This is a genomic window from Acinetobacter sp. HZNU-JH01, assembly GCF_037996845.1.
GTDB classification, from domain to species: Bacteria; Pseudomonadota; Gammaproteobacteria; order Pseudomonadales; family Moraxellaceae; genus Acinetobacter; species Acinetobacter haemolyticus.
Genome location: NZ_JBBMZX010000001.1, coordinates 1,709,348 through 1,728,861, shown reverse-complemented (window position 1 = coordinate 1,728,861; position 19,514 = coordinate 1,709,348). Strand labels below are relative to the sequence as shown.

At 39.9% G+C, this 19,514-nt stretch carries 15 protein-coding genes; 10 read left to right on the top strand and 5 right to left on the bottom strand.

Annotation, left to right across the window (positions count from 1 at the left end):
• Positions 1 to 30 precede the first annotated feature (30 nt).
• Both sfnG and msuE read right to left on the bottom strand, forming a co-directional pair.
• Positions 31 to 1,137, bottom strand: coding sequence for a dimethylsulfone monooxygenase SfnG (gene sfnG, locus AAC851_RS08290; protein WP_004641501.1), 1,107 nt, complete (start codon positions 1,135 to 1,137; stop codon positions 31 to 33).
• A gap of 23 nt (positions 1,138 to 1,160) precedes the next feature.
• Positions 1,161 to 1,901 (bottom strand): FMN reductase, encoded by a 741-nt coding sequence (gene msuE / locus AAC851_RS08285; protein WP_075314439.1) that lies wholly within the window; start codon positions 1,899 to 1,901, stop codon positions 1,161 to 1,163.
• A gap of 350 nt (positions 1,902 to 2,251) precedes the next feature.
• Between msuE and AAC851_RS08280 the strand changes: the two genes are divergently transcribed.
• Positions 2,252 to 2,905: a response regulator gene (locus tag AAC851_RS08280; protein WP_075314441.1), complete on the top strand. Its 654-nt coding sequence runs from the start codon at positions 2,252 to 2,254 to the stop codon at positions 2,903 to 2,905.
• A gap of 119 nt (positions 2,906 to 3,024) precedes the next feature.
• Here AAC851_RS08280 and omp33-36 read toward each other — a convergent pair whose 3' ends face one another.
• A complete protein-coding gene (gene omp33-36, locus AAC851_RS08275; protein ID WP_257787227.1) occupies positions 3,025 to 3,948 on the bottom strand; it encodes a porin Omp33-36 in 924 nt (307 codons plus the stop codon).
• A 717-nt stretch (positions 3,949 to 4,665) separates the two neighbouring features.
• Between omp33-36 and blaOXA the strand changes: the two genes are divergently transcribed.
• The 3 genes from blaOXA to AAC851_RS08260 all read left to right on the top strand — a co-directional run bounded on the left by blaOXA (position 4,666) and on the right by AAC851_RS08260 (position 9,365).
• Entirely contained in the window at positions 4,666 to 5,493 is an 828-nt protein-coding gene (gene blaOXA, locus AAC851_RS08270; protein ID WP_340600748.1) for an OXA-214 family carbapenem-hydrolyzing class D beta-lactamase, read from the top strand.
• Positions 5,494 to 5,823: 330 nt separating this feature from the next.
• Positions 5,824 to 7,548, top strand: coding sequence for a GGDEF domain-containing protein (locus AAC851_RS08265; protein ID WP_340600747.1), 1,725 nt, complete (start codon positions 5,824 to 5,826; stop codon positions 7,546 to 7,548).
• 53 nt (positions 7,549 to 7,601) lie between these two features.
• Positions 7,602 to 9,365, top strand: coding sequence for a P-loop NTPase fold protein (locus AAC851_RS08260; RefSeq protein ID WP_005087150.1), 1,764 nt, complete (start codon positions 7,602 to 7,604; stop codon positions 9,363 to 9,365).
• Positions 9,366 to 9,388: 23 nt separating this feature from the next.
• Here the strand turns inward: AAC851_RS08260 and uvrA are convergent, their stop codons facing one another.
• On the bottom strand, positions 9,389 to 12,220 hold the full coding sequence (uvrA, locus tag AAC851_RS08255) for an excinuclease ABC subunit UvrA (protein WP_340600746.1): 2,832 nt from the start codon (positions 12,218 to 12,220) through the stop codon (positions 9,389 to 9,391).
• Positions 12,221 to 12,480: 260 nt separating this feature from the next.
• On the opposite strand from uvrA, the gene AAC851_RS08250 reads away from it, so the two are divergent.
• Together AAC851_RS08250 and AAC851_RS08245 are read left to right on the top strand one after the other, a co-directional pair.
• Positions 12,481 to 13,053: a DUF2939 domain-containing protein gene (locus tag AAC851_RS08250; RefSeq protein WP_340600745.1), complete on the top strand. Its 573-nt coding sequence runs from the start codon at positions 12,481 to 12,483 to the stop codon at positions 13,051 to 13,053.
• Positions 13,054 to 13,108: 55 nt separating this feature from the next.
• On the top strand, positions 13,109 to 13,462 hold the full coding sequence (locus AAC851_RS08245) for a DUF1304 domain-containing protein (protein WP_340600744.1): 354 nt from the start codon (positions 13,109 to 13,111) through the stop codon (positions 13,460 to 13,462).
• Between the two features lie 151 nt (positions 13,463 to 13,613).
• On the opposite strand, the gene tenA is transcribed toward AAC851_RS08245, so the two are convergent.
• The gene (gene tenA / locus AAC851_RS08240) at positions 13,614 to 14,288 is read right to left on the bottom strand and encodes a thiaminase II (RefSeq protein WP_340600742.1); all 675 of its coding nucleotides are present in this window, start codon (positions 14,286 to 14,288) and stop codon (positions 13,614 to 13,616) included.
• A gap of 172 nt (positions 14,289 to 14,460) precedes the next feature.
• On the opposite strand from tenA, the gene AAC851_RS08235 reads away from it, so the two are divergent.
• The 4 genes from AAC851_RS08235 (at position 14,461) to AAC851_RS08220 (ending at position 19,506) form a co-directional block, all read left to right on the top strand.
• Positions 14,461 to 15,543, top strand: coding sequence for a DUF475 domain-containing protein (locus AAC851_RS08235; RefSeq protein ID WP_004641480.1), 1,083 nt, complete (start codon positions 14,461 to 14,463; stop codon positions 15,541 to 15,543).
• A 131-nt stretch (positions 15,544 to 15,674) separates the two neighbouring features.
• On the top strand, positions 15,675 to 17,039 hold the full coding sequence (locus AAC851_RS08230; RefSeq protein ID WP_004641478.1) for an MFS transporter: 1,365 nt from the start codon (positions 15,675 to 15,677) through the stop codon (positions 17,037 to 17,039).
• A gap of 51 nt (positions 17,040 to 17,090) precedes the next feature.
• Positions 17,091 to 17,672 (top strand): single-stranded DNA-binding protein, encoded by a 582-nt coding sequence (gene ssb / locus AAC851_RS08225; RefSeq protein ID WP_004641476.1) that lies wholly within the window; start codon positions 17,091 to 17,093, stop codon positions 17,670 to 17,672.
• Positions 17,673 to 18,072: 400 nt separating this feature from the next.
• Positions 18,073 to 19,506, top strand: a complete 1,434-nt coding sequence (locus AAC851_RS08220) for an amino acid permease (RefSeq protein WP_017396719.1) — start codon at positions 18,073 to 18,075, stop codon at positions 19,504 to 19,506.
• Positions 19,507 to 19,514: the final 8 nt, after the last annotated feature.

The following is a 19,514-nucleotide window of genomic DNA, read 5'->3' as shown; positions in this document are numbered from 1 at the left end:
TTTTTCTTCTTATTCAAAAATGACGGAAACTCAAGCTGATTTTGCAGTGACTTGAGACAATTGTTGTTGTTCTAATTGCCGTACCAGCGGTAATATTTTTTCACCAAAATATTCCACCTCCTCAATAAAATGTAGAAAACCTGACAGGATCAGATCTACACCGACCTGTTTTAAAGCTACAATTCGTTCCGCAATTTGCTGTGGTGTACCAATCAAATTGGTTTTAAAGCCATCATTGTATTGCACAAGATCATCAAAGCTTGATTTAGCCCAATTTCCTTCTTGTTCTGGCGCTGCAGCCCCTGCTTCACGTGTTGCATCACCAAAGGCATTGACTGCCTCTACATTTGCCTTAGCGATGATTTCATTTAGCACAGCATGGGCTTCTTGCTCTGTATCTCGGGCGATAATAAAAGCATTCACTCCGATTTTCACTTGGCGATTTTCGAGTTTTGCTTTGGCACGTACATCATCGATTTGCTTTTTGATCTCTGCGACGCTATTGCCATTGGTAAAATACCAATCTGAGACACGAGCTGCCATATCACGAGCTGCGCGGGAGCTGCCGCCTTGAAAGACCTCAATATAAGGTTTTTGCAAAGGTTTTGGTTTTAGCGTGTAGTTTTGAAACTGGTAGTATTTACCTTCAAAGCTATAATTGTCTGTAGTCCAAATACCTTTGAGTGTCCGAATAAACTCTTCAGAGCGAACATAACGTTGATCATGCTCAGGCCAAGGCTCACCGATTGCATCAAACTCTCCACGAAACCAACCACTCACAACATTGATTGCGATGCGACCTTGGGTTAAATAGTCAATGGTCGCGAGTTGCTTCGCTGCAAGTGCAGGTTTCCATGGACCCGGCAGAATTGCTGCGATGACTTTGAGTTTCTCTGTTTTTGCCAACAAAGCATGACTAAAGCTCACCGATTCATGTTGATTTTCTGCACCATAGCCCGCGGTAAAACGGATTTGGGTGAGCGCGTATTCAAACCCATTTTTTTCTGCGGTTTGTGCTAAACGGATATTGTAGTCATAGCTCCAATCAGTGCGTTGTTCGATGTTACTGACCACAAGTCCGCCACTGACATTGGGAACCCAATACGCAAATTTAATTGCAGATGAAGAAATAGTCATTTTTTTACCCTCTAAATAGTCTTCTAAGCGACGTGGGTTAAATTTTTTGTAGGTTTGGGGTGTAAGCGAGATTCAGCGGCATCGAGGTCTGGAACAGCCGCTGATGGTAAAACCTCTGCTTGTTCAATTTGCTTGTTGATCCCCAAGTTCTGATTGGCCTGCTCAGTTTTGGCTTTGATGACTGCTGCGCGTTGTCCCTTGGCAGGCGCCCATTCCAGAATAGGTAAGGCGCGGGCAACAGCTAAGGTGATGCGATCAGACAATTGCTCACTATTGACCGTGTACGCTGGTGTGAAATCACGATCTGTCGCGTATACACCGATTGGTAAGGTTTGCGCTTGGAAAAAGCTAAACAAAGGACGTAGTTGATGCTCGAGTACCAAAGCATGGCGGTCGCTACCACCCGAAGCAGCCAATAGTACAGGAACATCAACTAAGGCAGTTTGTTCAACGAAATCAAAAAAGTGTTTAAATAGCCCTGTAAACGAAGCACGATAAACAGGTGTTCCAACAATTAATGCATCTGCAGCCTCTACCGCAGCCAAATCGTCTTGTACACGTTGTGGTAATTGGTTGCGATAGATTGCACCACCTAATAAAGGTCCGATTTCACTGAGTTTTACAAAATGGACTTTGATCTGCGTTGCTTCTGCAAGCTCATTAAGAATTGCTTGAACGAGACTTTCTGTTTTTGATGGACTATTCAAGCCACCTGAAACGGCAACGATGTTGAGCGGAGTAGAAACAGTATTACGATTGGACATAGACATTGCCTAAATAAAAGTTCATTACGAATGGCTTTTATTTATCTACGTCTGATGTCGTGCTGTAAAATAAGGAAATGCTGCAAGCTTATCTGATTTAAAGATATATCGCGTAAGCATACAAAATCGTAAATTTACGATGATTTAATTTTATGTTTCTATTCAAAATTTTTAAGATCGAACCATCATCGTGATGATTTATACAAATATATGATTTATTTTACTGGAAAAAGAAAGAAAAAATGTCAGAGTGCTTGACCAATGGTTTATTTAAAAATAGGCTTAGATAGGTTAATTTTAATAAACACCGTACAGTGACGTACTAAAACAGCAGATTGCTTATAGCGCTTATGAATATTTTAATTGTAGATGATCACCCTCTCTTTAGACACGCTTTAATTCAAGCGGTGCGTTACAGTTTGCCACAAGCGCAGATTCAAGAAACGGCTGATGTAGATGAGTTTTATAAGCGTTTAGAGCATGGTGCTGAACCTGATTTAGTTTTGCTTGATTTAAACCTGCCTGGTGCATCGGGTTTTTCTGCTCTGGTTTATGTGCGAGCGCAATATCCGGCGATTCCAATTATTGTAGTTTCAGCACATGAAGAAGTTTCGATTATTCAACGTGCCATTGCACATGGGGCAATGGGATATATCCCCAAATCATCTCATCCAAGCCATATTGGTGAAGCCATCAAGCATGTTTTAGATGGCGAAATCTGGCTCCCTCCAAATTTACCGACGCATGCGAGCTTTGACCCAAGAGCAGCAGATGAAACTGCTTTGGCAGAACGCTTGCAGTCCTTAACGCCACAGCAATTTCGCGTACTCATGATGGTTGCTGAAGGCTTATTAAATAAACAAATTGCTTATGAACTTGATGTCTCTGAGGCAACAATTAAAGCACATGTGACGGCAATTTTCCGTAAATTGGGCGTGCAGAATCGTACCCAAGCTGTTTTAGCAATCAGTGCGTTAAATATTGATGAGAAGAAAATTTCCTGATTTTATTTTTCAGTTATTATCAATTTACTCTGCAAATCGTTGCATAAAAAAACCAGTTCAAAAGAACTGGTTTTTTTATTATGAATCATATGTTCTATAGAAAGAACCAAAATCCAAAATTAGAAACGGAACTTCGCGTTTAAGCCGATAGTTTGCGTATCTAAGTTTACAGTTTCAGCATCTTCATCTAGGAAGCTTTTCGCATTTGCATTTACGTAGCTTGCACCAACAGCAATCGCTGGAGTGATGAAGTAATTTACATTTGCACCCCAAGCTGATTTGATTGGAGAGAATTTGTCATTTGCTTGGTTAGAGCTTGCACTTACTTCTGCATAAGAAGCACCAACGCTTAACTTAGGTGTTACATAGAAGTCAGTTTTTAATTCATAAGCGGTTGTGTCGCCATAAACAAGACCTGCTTCGAAACCTACAGCCATGTTTGTACCGTCGATGTTACCAACGTATTTAGTACGTGCAGTGATTGCGTCTTGGTCTTCACCAATAACTAATGGTTGAGCAAATGATTTAGCAATACCACTAGAAAGTACGCTGTTAGCATCTAAAGCAAATTGGTCAGCAATGTTAGTATAACCAACAGCAACTAAGAAGTTAGGTGTAAGCATAGTACCTACTTCTAATGCGAAGCGGTCGCCATTGTCTCGCTCATCATCACTTTTAGATTTAGTGTGGCTATAAGATGCGCTTGTATATACTGGTAGGTAAGGTGTTGGAATATAAGCTTCACCTTTAGCACCATAAGATTGGGTTTTAGATGTTACAACTTCATCGCCGCTTAATTTTGCAAAGCTATATGCTGCAGAAACATTAGAAGCTTGGTTTAAGAACGCAGCTTCAGCTAAAGGACCTTTAGAAGCGTCTACATCTTTGAAGTAATAAGTTGCTTGGCCAGCACCAGTAAAGTCTTTGTCATTTGCATCAGTTGCGTTGATGAATTCAGATTGACCTTGAACTTCTACTTGGTAAGCGTTGGCACCGGTCATGGCTAATAATAAAGCAGTGGCTAAACCGAGTTTTTTCATAATAATTTCCAGCTTTAACAGTGATTGAGTTAAGTTGGAGTCATTGTATTGTAACAAAGTATGTTGTCAATGTCATAAATCGAATTACTCGACCAAGGGTAAAATCAGTACAATAGGTTGATTAAAAATCAAACAAAAGCATCATTTCTTGTCAACCTGAAAGAAAATATATAACTAACAGTTAGATATGATCATTTTGTTATAAAAATAAATGCTTTATGCATGTAGGGAATGAAAGGATATTGATTGGTTAATTCGATTGTTATAATCGGTTTTTACGTTTATTTGCTGTGGTGATTTGTCATAAAATTGCCATGAAAAATGTGTTTCTAATGCGTTTATTTCACAAATATGCGATCAAATTAGCAAAAAAATAGCAGTAATCTTGTTGATAAAATCAGCCAAATTGGTTGTGGACAAGCTTAAATAATCATCAGTATTTAATAAACCGATTAAAAAACAGAAAATAATTTATTTAATTTACTTTACTTTTTGAGGCATAGTTCACATAATACGAATCAAGAGATATGTAATTTGCATTTTACGATCTCCTAACATTTTCCTTGTGTATTTTTTAAGTTTTCTAGCTCGGCTTTCCCCAAGGTCGAGCTTTTTTTTATTTACTTATAGTAGAAGATCTAGATCAATAAATATCACAAAGTAATTTGTATAAAAAGGTCTATAGTGACAACTAAACTCCGATAATTTTAAATACAGAAAATGAAGCTATCAAAATTATACACCCTCACTGTGCTCATAGGATTTGGATTAAGCGGTGTCGCCTGCCAGCATATCCATACTCCAGTCTTATTCAATCAAATTGAAAACGATCAAACAAAGCAGATCGCTTCCTTGTTTGAGAATGTTCAAACAACAGGTGTTCTAATTACCTTTGATGGACAGGCGTATAAAGCTTACGGTAATGATCTGAATCGTGCCAAAACTGCGTATATCCCAGCATCTACTTTCAAAATATTAAATGCTTTGATTGGCATTGAACATGATAAAACTTCACCAAATGAAGTATTTAAGTGGGATGGTCAGAAACGTGCTTTTGAAAGTTGGGAAAAAGATCTGACTTTAGCTGAAGCCATGCAAGCTTCTGCTGTACCTGTTTATCAAGCGCTTGCCCAGAGAATCGGATTGGATTTGATGGCAAAGGAAGTCAAAAGAGTCGGCTTCGGTAATACACGCATCGGAACACAAGTTGATAACTTCTGGCTCATTGGACCTTTAAAGATCACGCCAATCGAAGAAGCTCAATTTGCTTACAGGCTTGCGAAACAGAAGTTACCATTTACCCCAAAAACACAACAGCAAGTGATTGATATGCTGCTGGTGGATGAAATACGGGGAACTAAAGTTTACGCCAAAAGTGGTTGGGGAATGGATATTACCCCACAAGTAGGATGGTGGACTGGATGGATTGAAGATCCGAACGGAAAAGTGATCGCTTTTTCTCTCAATATGGAAATGAATCAACCTGCGCATGCAACTGCACGTAAAGAAATTGTTTATCAGGTACTTACGCAATTGAAATTATTGTAATGCGTAATCCACTGATTTTAAGCAAAAAAAAAGCCCAATCTCTTAGCATGAGTTGGGCTGAGAAATAGGATGTTTACATTTGGGGGGAGAAAACATCCTAGAGGGTAACGAGTGAGTAGTAAGTCATATATTCATTGATCAAAGTATGTGGCTTGATGGCTGATTTGTAAAATTGATAATTTTCATTTTTACAATCTGTTTCGGCAATGAAGTGGGTGGGCGTATATGATGCTGGTTGTATAAAGGTTTTGTGATTGTTAGAACATCGCTAAAATGTTTATTTGGTTATGAATTGACCAAAACAATGGGTGAGAAAAGCAAGGTATGTTCATGGGACGTGATTTAAAAAACTCAAAACTACGTTCTGAGCAGATCAGCCTCCGTTTGTTTTCATGTATGGCTGTGATCATTTTATCGATCTTATATATTTCTATTCCGCTGATTATCCGGAGTTGTCAAGAATATACCGAAACCAAACAAGTGCTGACAGATACGACCAGTTTACGAGCACTGGTTAAGACTGTGAATAAAATCTCTAGGGAACGTGCGCCGGCAAATAAGGTAATGTCCAGCACACCCGATGAGCTGGCTGCAAACCAAGCAGAGTTACACGCTTTTAGAGATATTGTAGATGCTGAAATTGATCAAACAGTCACAATCTTGGAGCAAGGTGGCTTTCCATCAATAGCTCAGTCTTTGCAGACTGATTTAAAAGCAGAATTGGCGCAAGCGCGAATTACAGTGGATGCTTATGCACTTATTCCACCTCATCAACGAACATCTTTGCAGTTCGATCAAGCGATTTTGTCGATGTTTACTGCATGGGATAAAGCACGTGAACTTTTAAATAAATGGATGATTTTATCAGAGAGCAAAGATAGTAAAATTTCAAATTACTTTACTTCTATTCTGATCTTAACGGATATGCGTGATCAGGCGGGACGTGTTGCTTCTAATATTATGGCTCCCGTTACGTTTGATGAAAAAATCTCAGATGAAAATCTTGCTCGATCTTTGCAAACACAACATCAAACACGCTATTTATGGGCGTTGGTGGACACCATTCATTTAGAACAATCCAAAACACCTGAATATAGTCGGTTGCATCAACGAGTCAAAACTGAGTTTTTGGATCAAGGACTTCCGATCGTAACTCGATTATTATTACAGAGTAAAAATAATAATGAAGATTATTTTATTTCTGGGACGGAGCTAACAGAGCAAATCGTAGACAAGTTTACAACGGTGATTGATCTGCAAAACTATATTTTGGATTACAGCATTGAATTTGCGACTACCCAAAATCAAAATGCTCGACAACAGTTTCTTTTTACCCTTGGTATTTCTAGTCTCTCTTTGATGATTGCGCTTTTTACGATGATTTATGCTAAGCAAAAAGTGTTTAGTCCATTGATTAAGGCCCGAAATATGATTCTTGGATTGTCTGATGTCAGCGATGAGCCTGTGAATCCACGCAAATCTCAAAATGAGTTTTATTCTTTATTTGAAGCGATAGACAAACTCAAAATCATGTTAGGTCAACGGGATACGATGGAGTTGCAATTAAAGCAGATTGCCAACTCGGATCCGATGACAGGGGTATCCAATCGCCTTGCACTAGATGAGTATCTTGATCTACTTCAATCTAAACCTGAGCTTCTTGGGCATTTGGGTGTGATCGTGATTGATATTGATAATTTTAAATTTGTGAATGATCAATATGGGCATATTGTCGGTGATCAGGTGATTATAATGATCGCGGAACAGTTAAAGCACAATGTACGTGCCTCAGATTTAATCGTCCGTTATGGCGGTGATGAGTTTTTGGTGGTTATTGAAAATATTGAAATGGATGCAGCAAAGCAAATTGCGGAAAGTATTCGTACTGAAATTTCTAATGCATCGATTGAGGTTTCAAGTTTGGGTGAGATCATTCAAGTTTCGGTGAGTATTGGTGTCGCAGTCGGTGCAGAAAGCTGGCTTGAACTGTTAGAAAATGCGGATCAATCGATGTTAAGGGCTAAGGCAAAAGGGAAGAATATTGTTGAGACTTGATTCGTTCAATTATTTAATTATTATAGAATTTTATAATTATAGTGTTGTAGCTGATGAATATCTCAGAGAAAGAAGAAAGATTAAAAGGCATATTAGAACATAATATAAAAAATGAGAAAATTGGTACCGCAATTGCGATTACTGGATCTTGGGGTGTTGGTAAGACTTTCTTTTGGAATAAGTTTCTAAAGGATGTTACACAGAAAGAAAAAGAAGATAAGAAAGATTTTTTTTACGAAGCGAGTAGAGTTAGTTATAAAAGTATTTTTGATTGTCACAAATATGCCTATATTTCTCTTTTTGGTATTGAAAATTTAAGTGATTTGAAGAATACGATATGCACAAAACTTAGTCTTAACCCTTATGCAAAATTAGATGTTGGTAGGTTTGAATTCATCCAGCTTTTAAAAAATACAATTGCTCAATTTAGAGATTTAAAAGTATCCAACTATGGTGTCAGTGCTTCGGCAAGAATTTTAGAGTCTTTGCTTTTCTTGCAAGTCAAAGATGCAATTATTTGTTTTGATGACTTTGAGCGTATGTCTAATAAACTTGATATTAAAGATGTCATGGGGCTAGCCAACTATTTAAAATTAGAAAAGAATTGTCAGGTCATATTGATTTTAGATGAAGATAAAGCTGAAGGTGACAATAAGAAAAAGTATGCGGACTATAAAGAAAAGTTAATCGATGAAACGATTGTTATTAATTCTGTTGAGCCTTTGATAAGGGAAAATGCGAAAGATATTGATGAAGCATTAGTTAATCTGATGATTGATTTTGCTGATAAATTAGAAATTCATAATTTTCGATTTTTTCAAAAAGTAATTAAATTGTATCAGCAGTTTAGGAGTGAACTATCAGTTGATATTGCTCTGTCGACTAAAGAAATTATTTTAGTAAGAGTTCTTCAAGGCTACTTAATTCATGAATTTACTAATTTTGAATATGGTTGGAATGATTGCAAATATTATTCAGAACAGACAAAAGAGAGTTGGTCGGATAGAAAAAAGCAAACTTATGAAAGTTTACAAAAGGTATCCTATTCATTTGCTCATGATGATTTATGGTTTTTAGAGTTCAAGAAATGGTTTGAACAATGCGATAGAGTTGATTTTTATGAGTTAAATAAATTAGCTAACTCAACTCTAATATCTGAAAAAAATAATAAATCCAAAAATGATTTGTATGATTTAATGTATAAGTGGAGAAATTTGGAAGTTAATGAGTCTTATTGTGATCAGATTTTCTGCTTATCAAATGCAGTTGTAGGTGTAGAAACTTTAGAGAATTTATACTTTTATAGTGATTTGCTGAAAAAGTTTGGCAGACATGATTTATCACGAGAGTTGAATCAAAGAGTTAAAGAAAATTTAAAGCACTGTTTAAATCAAGATGCTTTAGGAACCATTAATCTAGCTTTTGATTTTGGGTATAATAGGAAAAACTTGTTTCATCGATATCTTAAATATTGGCAATATCACAACCAAGATCTAGTTGTACCAAGTTTATTTAATGTTATGAGTAATTATTTGCTAACTAAAAGTTGGAATGATAGAGATAAAGTGACTCTAAAAAATGCAACTAAAAGTGATTGGGAAGTTTTAATATGGGATAAAATTCCTAACGATCCTAGATTTACTCAAATTCATAAAATGTCATTAATAAATAAGATATTTGGACAGCAGATAGATACTAGTTTAAGCCCTCAAATTAAAAGCATGATTTTTGAAATCTTAGAAGAAAAAGCAGATAATGGTGATACTTATCTTAGAAAAAATATTGAACTTATTATATCAATATTAAGGGAAAATTAAGGGCTCTTCCGAGCCCATTAAAATCACTTCAACATCGGTTTTAAGAAACGTCCTGTATGTGAGATTTCAACCTCAGCGACTTGCTCAGGTGTACCTTCTGCAATAATTTGACCACCACCAGAACCCCCTTCAGGGCCTAGATCAATCACCCAATCGGCAGTTTTGATCACATCCAGATTATGCTCAATCACTACAATGGTATTACCCTTATTGCGTAGTTCATGCAAGATGTCGAGTAACTTGGAAATATCATGGAAATGCAAACCTGTAGTTGGTTCATCCAAGATATATAAAGTTTTCCCTGTATCACGTTTTGCTAACTCACGCGCTAATTTCACGCGTTGCGCTTCACCACCTGATAACGTTGTCGCAGCTTGACCCAAACGAATATAACCAAGACCAACTTGAGTCAATGTCTCTAAACGACGATGAATGACAGGAATAGCACTAAAGAATTCTGCTGCATCTTCTACCGTCATTTCGAGTACATCGGAAATATTCTTGCCTTTATAGCCGACTTCCAATGTTTCACGGTTATAACGTTTGCCATGACAAGCATCACACGGCACATACATATCAGGTAAGAAGTGCATCGCGACCTTGATCATACCATCGCCTTCACAGGCTTCACAGCGTCCACCTTTTACGTTAAACGAGAAACGACCTGCGCTATAACCACGTGCTTTGGCTTCAGGGGTTTGCGCAAATAACTCGCGAATTGGGGTAAATAACCCTGTATAAGTTGCAGGATTCGAACGTGGCGTACGACCAATTGGACTTTGGTCAATATCGACCACTTTATCCAAGTGTTGCAAACCATCAATCGAATCAAACTTTTCTGCGGTAAGAGTGGTTGCACCATTGAGTTGAGTGGCTGCTAAAGGCAATAAAGTACGGTTAATTAAGGTTGATTTTCCTGAGCCTGAAACGCCAGTGACACAGGTCATAATGCCTAAAGGAATGGTCAAATCGACATTTCTAAGATTATGTCCACTTGCGCCTGAAAGCTTAATTACTTCATCAGGACGTGGTGATTGAGTACGTTGTTTCGGTACTGCAATTTTTAATTTGCCTGAAAGATATTGGCCTGTAAGCGAATCGGCATGGCTTGCCAATTCATCATAGGTTCCTTCGGCGATGATCGCACCACCGTGAATCCCTGCACCTGGTCCGATATCAATAATATGGTCCGCAGCACGAATCGCATCTTCATCATGCTCAACGACTAGCACGGTGTTGCCCAAATCACGTAAACGAATCAGCGTTTGTAATAAGCGATCATTATCACGTTGGTGCAGACCAATCGACGGTTCATCAAGCACATACATCACGCCCATCAGACCCGCACCGATTTGCGAGGCTAGGCGAATACGCTGCGCCTCACCCCCTGAAAGGGTTTCAGCCGAGCGCGCCAAACTTAAATAATTGAGTCCCACACTCACTAAAAAGTGTAAACGCTCACGAATTTCTTTAAAGATTTTATCGGCGATTTCGCCTTTAGCACCTTCGAGATTGAGATCTTGATAATAACTTTCGGCATCTCCAATCGACATCTTGGTAATTTCAGCAATGGTTTTGTCTTTCACACGAACATGACGCGAGATTTCATTGAGACGAGAACCACCACAGGCATCACAAGCGGCATTAGATAAGTATTGGGCTAAGTCATCACGGACATAATTCGATTCCGTTTCACGATAGCGACGTTCCAAATGTGGCAAAATTCCTTCAAAAGGCTGCACACGATTATGTTTACGACCACGTTCATCAATATAACTGAGGTCTATTTTTTCTTTGCCTGTACCTTGTAAGAATTTCTTTTGTGTCTCTTTATCCAGTTGATTCCACGGGGTATCGAGTGGAATATCAAAATGATCTGCGACTTTTTGAAGCATCGTATAGTAATACGGTCGCTGTCTGTCCCAACCACGAATTGCACCTTGGCTGATCGATACTTCTGGATTTGGAATAAGTTTGTCGGCGCTGAAATGACTACGCGTCCCTAAACCATCACAGACAGGGCAAGCACCAAAAGGATTGTTAAACGAGAACAAACGAGGCTCGAGTTCAGCAACCGCACGGTCACATTCAGGACAAGAGTGTTTCGCTGAAAAGACACGTTCAGGGTGTTCGCCATTCATCCACGATAAAATTGCAATATCGCCACCTAAACGTAAGGCAGTTTCAAAGGATTCAGCAATTCGATTACCAAGATCATCGCGTACTTTGAAACGGTCAACCACGACCTCGATGGTATGTTTTTTCTTTTTATCTAATTCAGGTGGGGTATCAATATCAATAATTTCGCCATCGACACGCGCACGCACAAAGCCTTGGCTTTGTAATTGTTCAAATAAGTTACTGTATTCACCTTTTCGCTCACGAACCACAGGTGCGAGCAACATCAGTGCCGTACCTTCTTCAAGCGATTTTACTGCATCGACCATTTCCGAAACGGTTTGTGCGACCATCGGTAAGTCATGTTCAGGACAGTAGGGTGTCCCCACACGCGCATAGAGTAAGCGCAAATAGTCATAAATTTCGGTAATCGTTCCAACGGTTGAACGCGGGTTATGACTTGTCGACTTCTGTTCAATCGCAATTGCAGGCGATAAACCTTCGATTGAATCAACTTCAGGTTTTTCCATTTGCGAAAGGAATTGGCGTGCATAGGCCGAAAGTGATTCAACATAGCGACGCTGACCTTCAGCATATAAGGTATCAAATGCTAAGGATGACTTTCCTGAGCCTGAAAGTCCCGTAATCACCACAAACTTGTCACGTGGAATATCGAGTGACACATTTTTTAAATTATGGGTACGTGCGCCTCGAATACGGATATGACTTTGACTCATAAATACATCTCAGTAATGTGAAAATTGAAATAGGGAGTGTAATCTGTTTCCCTACAAGGAATTGTGAAGTTTCCTCAAACCCTCTATATAATAGCGATTTAAAATTGTTCAAGCTGTAACAAAACGATTTTAAGCGTCAGTTTGTGTCGGATAAATGGTGTGGCTCATGTTTTAACATGAAATTTTTATATTGCCCAAGTGTTTATCTGTGAGTTTCACAGACCATTTAGTAAAAAAAATTGTTCATTGCTGAGGATAAGATGTCACAAAAATTAAAGATGACCAGCATTGTGCTGGTGTTATTGGTCTTCGGCTATTTATTTGCTTCACCCTATTTAACGATTTATCAAATCCGTCAAGCAATTGAACAAGAGGATAGTGCAGCATTGGCCAGTCATATTGATTTTCCAAGTGTACGCCAGAGTTTAAAAGATCAGGTGAACGCACAAATGTTGCAAGACATGCCTCAAGCGCCTTCTTCGGAGCGTGGACTCGCTGCACTTGGGGCAATTTTGGCGTCATCGATGCTGGATAAGGTGGTGGATATTATGGTGTCACCGCAGGGAATCACGATACTGATGCAAGGCAAACAACTCAAGGACAGTTTGCCTATGCAAACGCAGTCAGATTTTCAAACCACACATTCATCCGAATCCGCATCTTTATCTGGTGCTGAAAAAGTGAACTACAAAGGTCGCTACCAGTCTTTCAATCAATTCGCCGTGCAAATTCAGCATCCACACAATCATTTGCCGACCAAAATTATCTTGCAAAGAACGGGCTTGAGCTGGAAAGTCACACAAATCCAATTGCCGATCGAGCAAAATCGCTAGATCAGTGCTACATTCATTTCAATCATAGGATGAGCAGAATAAGGAATCGAAAAACATGCTAGCAAATATTTTAATTGCATTGATTGGTCTATTACATGTTTATATCTTAGTGTTGGAAATGTTCTTGTGGGATAAACCAGCAGGTTTGAAAGCATTTGGAAATTCGCCTGAAAAAGCACAACTCACTAAGGTACTGGCACAAAATCAGGGACTTTATAATGGTTTCCTTGCTGCAGGTTTATTTTGGTCATTGTGTGCACCTGAAAACTATGCACTGCCTTTGGCGAATTTCTTTTTAGCTTGTGTGTTGGTGGCCGGAATTTTTGGTGGGTTGACTGCCAGTAAGAAGATTATCTATATCCAAGCACTGCCTGCCTTGGTCGCTTTAATTGTCGTCAATTTATTTTAATGCGGGTGCTATGCAGCGTTTGAGCTTTGTGTTTTAATGCCCTCAGTTTGAGATGAGCCTCATACAGTATATCGGACGATACGATATACGACTAAGCCCCTTAATTGGGGCTTTTTTATGTCGATTAAAAACTAAAAAATAACTGAACGGCTTAGGTTTGGTCGAGACCTAACCATTGACGTTGCTGATAGGCGCTGTCCCAAAACAACCATTCGAGTTTTGCGCCCATGGTATAGGCTGCATGCATTTTCGCTAAAGTATCTTGGTCGCAACGCGCGGCAACTTTATCCACGGTCGAAATCACATTCGCTACGGCAGTATTGAACTCTTCACCTGCATAGGTATCAATCCATGCTTGGTAGCGATTGTTGGCGACAGATTGATGAATAATATCCTTGCCGACTTCGGCATAGATCCAGAAACAAGGCAGTAATGCTGCCAAAACCACGGGATAACTTTCTGACCATGCTGTGGCGGTCAAGAAAGAGGTGTAGTGATGGCAAGCCAAAGTTAAAGGTGTGTTTTCAAACTCAGTTTTGCTAATGTGGAATTCTTGCATAAAATCATTGTGCAAACTACGTTCAACAATGATGGCAATCTTTGCCGCTTCAGAAAATTGAATCACATCATCCGCTTCATAAGCCTTGGCTGCGGCTATCGCGAGTGCACGACCATACGCCAATAAATAATGCGCATCCTGAATCACATAGTGGCAAAATGCTTTTGGATCTAATGTGCCTGCTGCCAGTTCTTGATTGAAAGGAAGGGCTAATATTTTTTGGTATAAATCGTGATTTTGCTGCCAAAGCGCTTGTGAAAATGCCATGAAATGAACCTGCAGAATGATAAAAATGAATTTTGTCCAAACTATAACAGAAGTCCGTTTTATGCTGCTTGAATCTGCAAATAAGTCCAACAATCTTTTCTATCTTTCGGTTAAAACTCGCCTACAATAGAGCCATTTTTATGACCCAATAATTTTGTCTAAAAGGCAGCTCATGAAGCATTTCCGTTTTTCCATATTCTTCACCATTGTGTGTTTAGCACTGTCTGCGTATTGGGGTTATACCCATGGCCCAGAAGCTGGCATTTCAACCATGTTAAAGGCACTCACCATTACCGTCATTTTGGCGATTATGGAAGTTTCTTTATCTTTTGATAATGCTGTGGTCAACGCATCCGTCCTGCGCAATTGGGATCACTTCTGGAAGATGTTGTTCCTCACCGTTGGTATTCTCGTTGCTGTATTCGGCATGCGTTTAATTTTCCCGATTTTGATTGTTGCTGTCACTGCTGATATGGGCATGATGGAAGTGGTGAAATTGGCGCTCAATGATCCGAAGTCCTACTCTGAACGTTTAATGGAGCATCATCCTGAGATCGCAGCCTTTGGTGGGACATTCTTACTCATGGTGTTTTTAAACTTCTTTTTTGATGATGAGAAAGAAACCCATTGGTTCCGTTGGATTGAATCCAAACTGGCACATTTAGCCAGTGTGCCTGCGATGTCAGTTTTTATTGCATTGGTGGCGATGTTGATCATGGCGGCACATGTGGACGAAGCAAAGCGTCTGGTGGTGACCATGGCGGGCATCTGGGGCATCGTGGTATACATCGGTGTGAAAGTTCTGAGCCACTTATTGGGTGGTGAGCCTGAGGTGGACGACAATGGCAATGCTGTGACGCAAGGTGCAGATGGTGCGTCGAAGGGTGTGGTAAAAGCAGGGATTGGTGGTTTCTTGTATTTAGAAGTGCTCGATGCATCATTCAGTTTTGATGGCGTGATCGGAGCATTTGCGATTACCAGTGATGTCGTGATCATTATGTTGGGTCTTGCAATTGGTGCAATCTTTGTCCGTTCCATGACCATTTATTTAGTCGAAAAAGGCACATTGGATGCCTATATCTTCTTGGAGCATGGTGCGCATTATGCGATTGGTGCTTTAGCATTTATCATGATTGCAAGTGGTACAGGTTTACATGTGCCAGAAGTTGTGACAGGTTTGATTGGCGTTGCCTTTATTGTTTGGGCGGTGATTGCCTCGATACAGTATAGTAAGCGACAGCAGCAACTCTCTTAAGTTTGGATTCAGTTCAAACGACTAAGATGATGAGGGACGGTAACGTCCCTTTTTGTTTTTTGGTTATGTTTTTTTCAACGCTTTGCGAGCGGATGGCTTATAATCCGTTCAGCCAGTTTTAGTGTCTTAAAATGATGAATGCTTTAGAACGCCGTTCAACCTTTGCCTTAAGTAGCATTTTTGCCTTACGCATGTTGGGCTTGTTCATGATTATCCCTGTATTTGCAGTTGCAGGGCAGTCTTATCAATATGCAACGCCTGCATTGATTGGTTTGGCTGTCGGGGTATATGGGCTGACTCAGGCACTGTTACAGATTCCATTCAGTTTGCTTGCCGATCGCTTTAGCCGTAAGCCATTGGTGGTACTTGGCTTATTACTCTTTGCCTTGGGTGGTGCGATTGCGGCGATGTCTGAAACGATTTATGGCGTGATTATTGGCCGTGCGATCGCAGGGGCTGGGGCTGTTTCAGCTGTGGTGATGGCACTGTTGGCAGATGTCACACGTGAAGAACAGCGAACCAAAGCCATGGCGATTATGGGTATGAGTATTGGTTTATCCTTTGTGGTTGCCTTTAGTTTAGGGCCTTGGTTAACCAGTTTGGTTGGGATTTCAGGCTTATTTTGGGTGACCACGTTAATGGGCTTGATTGCAATTGTCATGCTCTTACTGGTTCCCAAAGTCACACGTCATCATCGCAACTTCCAGCAAGGTTATTTGCCACAGCTTAAACAAGTGATTCAGATGGCCGACCTGAATCGACTGCACATTTCTGTATTTGCCTTACATTTGCTGTTAACGGCCATGTTTATCTATGTGCCTTCGCAGTTGATTGAGTATGCTCAAATTCCATTATCACAACATGGTTGGGTTTATTTACCATTATTGTTGATCAGTCTGTTCTTTGCATTTCCAAGCATTATCGTGGCAGAGAAGTATCGTAAAATGCGTGGCATTTTTCTCTCCGCTATTGCAGGGATTATTGTTGGTTTATTTATTTTGATTTTTGGTTATGAATCAAAATATGTATTACTTGCAGGTTTGGGGATTTTCTTTATTGCGTTTAATGTGATGGAGGCTTTATTGCCTTCATGGCTGTCTAAATCTGCACCCTTACAATCTAAAGCCACCGCCATGGGGATCAATGCCAGTGCCCAATTTTTAGGGGCATTCTGTGGCGGGATTTTAGGTGGTCAATTGATCATGTTACAGAATACTGCACTGGGTTGGAGTGTGCTCACGGTCATTGCTATACTATGGCTGCTGATTAGTTTTCGTCTTGCTCAGCCGCGTTATTTAACTTCAGTAGTGCTTGCACTGCCTGAAATGCAAGAAACGGACGAGTGGACTTCAAAACTTTTGGCAATTCGTGGTATTGAAGAAGTGGTGGTGATGCCCGAACAACAAGTTGCTTATATTAAGGTCGATAAACAGTGTTTAGATGATGCTGGGCGACAAGATTTAACGCACTTGATTGGCAAAGAGGTAGCCATTTAAGCATAACTCTTATAAAGTAAAACATAGAAATAGATAGGATGAAGACAGCTAATGCGTGGTGTGAATAAAGTTATTTTAGTCGGTACTTTGGGTAAAGATCCAGAAACAAAGACTTTTCCGAATGGTGGCTCGCTAACACAGTTCTCGATTGCAACAAGTGAATCGTGGACAGATAAAAATACAGGCGAACGTAAAGAGCAAACAGAGTGGCATCGTATTGTATTGCATAACCGTTTAGGTGAAATTGCACAGCAATATCTTCGCAAAGGTTCTAAAGTCTATATCGAAGGTTCACTACGTACCCGTCAATGGACTGACCAAAATGGTCAAGAGCGCTACAGCACTGAAATTCGCGGTGATCAAATGCAAATGCTTGATTCACGTCAGCAAAGTGAACAAAGCGGTGGTGATTTCAATCAACCACGTTTTAACAATAATCAAGGCGGTGGTTACCAAAATACAGGTCATAACAACAATCAAAATGGTTATGGTCAAGGTGGTGGTTTTAATGGTGGTAATCAAGGCAATTATGCAGGCAATCCACAAGCGGGTAATGGTTTTAATACACCAAAGTCTGCACCACAACCTGCTGCGACAGCACCTGCTGATTTAGATGATGATTTGCCATTCTAACTTGTAGATCCACCGAACAAGTTTCTCAAAAAGCCCCTTTTCAGCGATTGAAAAGGGGCTTTTGTTATGCCACGACAACAACTTTATTCCTTATATAAATTCTCCTAAAAAGATCATTCACTGATCGCGACTCAGACCAAGTTGATCATAAAACTCGCCAAAATTGTGCATAATTTTTACAATTGGCTCTCTCTTTTATTCTAAAAATGGCTCTCGTTTCTTCAGAGTCAAAACGACAAATTAAAGCCATAGCAAGTATGCATACGGAAGCGTTGTTCATTCGTCCTTTCTTTTATTTGAGGAGAGCAGGTTTGAACAACACCATTTTTAGGGATATATGGGGCATTGAGATGAACAGTTCTCAGGTTGCAAATATCCCCAATAGGTTAAGGAAAATGATATGGCAGCACATCAACACGGTTCTGAAGCCAATCTCTCCCAAAATTTAAAACATGGATTGCAATCACGACATTTGACCATGATCTCTATTGCAGGCGTGATTGGTGGATCATTATTTATCGGTTCGGGCAATGTGATTTACTCCGCTGGACCTGCGGCCGTTTTGGCTTATGCCCTAGGTGGGTTACTGGTTTTATTTATTATGCGTATGTTAGGGGAAATGGCGGTTCAAAACCCTGACAGTGGCTCTTTTTCAACTTATGCTGACCGTGCCATTGGTCGTTGGGCGGGATTTACCATTGGTTGGTTATATTGGTGTTCATGGGCATTACTCATGGGATGGGAGGCCTATGTTGCAGGCAAAATCTTGAATAACTGGTTTCCCTTTATTCCCATTTGGGGCTATATGCTGTTGGTGATTGGGTCACTGGTTTGGATCAACTTACAAAACGTTAAGAATTATGGTGAGTTTGAATTTTGGTTTGCATTGATTAAAGTCATTGCGATTGTGATCTTTTTAGTGATCGGTAGTTTAGCCATTATGCACCTCTGGCCTTGGGGAGAGGTATCTGCCGCAGGTGTGGGTAATCTCACCGCACAAGGCTTTATGCCCAATGGTTTTTCCTCTGTGATTACCGCTTTACTTGGGGTGATGTTTGCCTATATCGGAGCTGAAATAGTCACCGTTGCTGCAGCAGAGTCGAAAAATCCATCTAAGGAAATCCGCAAAGCATCCAACTCGATTGTATGGCGAATTATGTTGTTTTATGTGGGTTCGATGTTGATTACCGTATGTTTGATTCCCTATAACAACCCATTATTAAAAGACCCGACATGGGGAACCTATAGTGTAACCTTGAGTGCCTTGGGCGTTCCTGAAGCACGTCATATTGTGAGCTTCGTGGTGCTGACCTCAGTGTGTAGTTGCTTTAACTCCGCCTTGTATACCTGTTCACGGATGCTATTTTCATTATCTAAACGCGGTGATGCACCCAAAAGTTTTGGTTATTTAAATAAAAAAGGCAGTCCAGGCATTGGTGTAATTGCATCATGTTTATTTGCCTTGTTCGCAACTTTTTTGACCGCCACAGAGAGTATGAATGTGTATGATATTTTCATGCTGGCAACGGGTACGGCAGCGTTGTATGTGTATTTGACCATTGCCTTTTCACAGCTACGGATGCGTAAAAAACTTGAAGCTGAAGGGGCCAAAATTGATTTTAAAATGTGGCTATTTCCTTGGCTGACTTATCTGGTGATTTTTGCGATCATTGGTTCGATCATTACCATGTTGATTGAAGGCACATATTTTAAAGAAGTGACCTATACTTCATTATTGGCCTTATTTATTGTGGCAGTAGGTTTTCTGGTTCAGAAATTCAACTGGGGAAAGAGCGCACAAAGTGAAATGATTCAAGAAAAGCCATCGCTTTAATCCGAAAC